The 3018-nt window shown below is 32.1% G+C and carries 2 protein-coding genes; both read left to right on the top strand.

The window, feature by feature from the left end:
* Positions 1-73 precede the first annotated feature (73 nt).
* Positions 74-967 (top strand): PSP1 domain-containing protein, encoded by an 894-nt coding sequence (locus tag HMPREF9129_RS00320; RefSeq protein ID WP_004819117.1) that lies wholly within the window; start codon positions 74-76, stop codon positions 965-967.
* 24 nt (positions 968-991) lie between these two features.
* The gene (locus HMPREF9129_RS00315; RefSeq protein WP_004819115.1) at positions 992-2989 is read left to right on the top strand and encodes an alpha/beta hydrolase; all 1998 of its coding nucleotides are present in this window, start codon (positions 992-994) and stop codon (positions 2987-2989) included.
* Positions 2990-3018: the final 29 nt, after the last annotated feature.

The raw sequence follows: 3018 nt of genomic DNA, 5'->3' as shown, positions 1-3018 counted from the left end.
GGACAAAACAATATTTAAAGGATAATGCAAATTTTGAGTTGACCATAGGGCAACTCTTCATAGGAGGAATATAGTGTTAGACGTAGTTGGCGTCAGGTTTAAGAAAACTGGTAAAATTTATTACTTTGACCCTAAATCAACTGGTGCAAAAATCGAAGATGACGTAATAGTAGAAACGATAAGAGGGTTAGAATTTGGAAGGGTTGTAATAAAGAAAGAGATTGACGAAGAAGAGATAAAATCAGAGCTAAAATCAGTTTTAAGAATAGCAACAGATGAAGATAAATCTGAACATATAGATAACAGAAATAAAGCAAGGGAAGCTATGATCATATTTGAAGATAGAGCAGAGCACCATAATTTGAAGATGAATCTTATAAATGCTGAATATACTTTTGATAAATCAAAACTACTATTCTATTTTACAGCAGAGGGAAGAGTAGATTTTAGAGAACTTGTCAGAGATTTGGCAACAATATTTAGAACCAGAATAGAGCTTAGACAGATAGGTGTAAGAGATGAAGCTAAGGTAGTTGGAGCTCTTGGATGTTGTGGAAGAGAAACTTGCTGTTCTTCATTCTTGTCAGAATTCAATCCTGTATCTATAAAAATGGCAAAAGACCAAGGACTTTCTCTAAATCCTGTTAAAATTTCAGGTGTATGTGGAAGACTTATGTGTTGCTTAAAGTATGAACAAGATGGATATGAGTGCATAATAAAGAGAATGCCTAAGATTGGAGAAGTTGTCGAAACGGAGCAAGGCAAGGGTACTGTAATATCAAGTTATACAATTCAAGAGTTGGTAAAAGTTATGTTCTCAGACGAAGAAGATTCAGAAATAGAATTTTATGATATAAGTGAAGTTAAGAGAACGGGTAAATTTAATAAAAAGTATCTAGGGATGACTTCTACACTAAAGGATGAAGAGGCAAGACCTGAAGAATTAAAAGAACTTGAGAAGGAGTGATGGGCGGATGAACCGCCTTTTTTTATGAAGATTAAAGCAATATTAATACGGTTGCTTGCAAAAATTCAAAGCTTTTTAAGGAATCAATACGGAAGAATAAAGCCGGCAGAGAGAATTTTAAAAGCTATTTTTGCAGGATTATTGGCTACAAATGTATATTTTTACATAATTGATTTGGGAGTTCCGCTAATTGCAGCGTTTATAGGAAGTTCGGTTGTACTATATATATTAATAAGTATTTGTTTTTTTATTTTAAAAATATTGGCTATATTTATTAAACGAATTAGGACTTCAAATCTTGTGATACTTTGTATTGGAGTTTTTGTGCTCTATAAATTTATAGATGATGTTGCAGATGAAATGGACTGGTCACAGCTTGAAGAAGTTGTAGTGGCACTTGTAAGTACTTTGATTTTTATGATATTTTCAAAGAGCATAAGTGCTTTAAAAAACAAAAAAGTTTTACCTATTATAACAATGATATTAACAGCTGTGGTAGTTGGAGCAACATCGATATTTATAATTTATCCAGGGGTTGAAAATAAACATAATTTTGAAAATGTAGCAGATAGAACTATTGAAGAAAATATAATATATTCAGCAGAATATAAAGATTATCAAGGTGATAGTGTCAATTTGAGGCCGTATGTTAAATATTCGGGAAAAACTAAGTTGGTAAGAGATAAATATTTTTCTAAGACACTTAGTGAAGTTCCCATCAAGGGAAGACTTTGGTATCCTGAGGGAGCTACCAATGTACCGCTTGTAATTTTGGCTCACGGCAATCACAGATTTACAACGCCAAGCTATTTGGGATATGACTATCTTGGAAAGCAATTGGCAAGACAGGGAATAGCCATGGCAAGTGTAGATATGAATATGTTAAATGGATTTTCTAAATTTGGATTAAAAAATGAAAATGATGCAAGGGCATACTTATTGTTGGACAATTTGGAATATTTGATTAAGAGTAGCGAAACCAAAACTGAGTTTGAAAATTTATTCGATAGGAACCAAATTGCATTTATAGGGCACTCAAGAGGCGGAGAAGCAGCGAGTATTGCGGCTGAGTTATTGAATTTAAAATATAACCCTGACAATGGGAAAAAAATAAAATATGACTTTAAATCTAAAGCTGTGGTCGCAATTGCACCCACTGTAGACCAATATAATTTTGCAAATAAAGATTTAAAGTTAAAAGGAATAAACTTTTTGACAATACACGGAACTCATGATTCTGATGTAGACGGTTTTGATGGAATGAAATTATACAACAACACTTCATTGGATGATGGGAGATTTAAATCAGCAATATATCTAGGCAATGCAAATCATGGAAAATTTAACAGTGAGTGGGAAATGGACACTGACCCCCCTAAATCATGGTTTTTAAGCAGAGCTTCTCTTTTAAAATCAGGAGAACAACAAAAGATGGCAAGTTCTCTGATAGGAGAATTTCTAAAAGCAAGTTTTTTCAATACTGGTGATTTGAATTTGGTAAAAAATCCTGAAGAGTATAAAGAAATATCAACGCCTGTGTGGAGTAGGTATCAAAATTCATCTTTTAATGTGATAGCAAATTTTGATGAAGATTATGATTTAACTACATTTTCACATGGAAGGACAAGGTTTGATAAATTGAGTGTTACTGAAGAAAGCACATATATAGGTGATTTTGACACAGAAGATAATTCACTTTTAATTAGTGGAAGTGGGGAGTATATTTTTAGCTTTGTAGATTATGTGCCGGTTAAAAAGTATTTGAGTTTAGACGTTATGACAAATGATAAAGAAGAAAATTATAATGGGACGGATTTAGAAATTGAATTAATAGATGATTTTGGAAATGCAAAAAGCGTTAAGCTTGAAGACTATGCAAAACTACAGCCTAAAATAAAAGTTGAAATTTCTAAGTTCCAACAATTCACTGAAAATTATGATTATAATGGCTCTTTTAAAACGGTTAAAATACCTATGGAAGTTTTTAATATAGACAGGAATAAAATAAATATATTAAATTAAAGGCTAATGATGTGAATGTATCACTAGAT

The organism is Peptoniphilus indolicus ATCC 29427, assembly GCF_000227315.1.
In the GTDB taxonomy this organism is placed as follows: domain Bacteria; phylum Bacillota; class Clostridia; order Tissierellales; family Peptoniphilaceae; genus Peptoniphilus; species Peptoniphilus indolicus.
The sequence above is the reverse complement of the archived record's forward strand: the minus strand, read 5'-3'. Positions and strand labels throughout refer to the sequence as shown.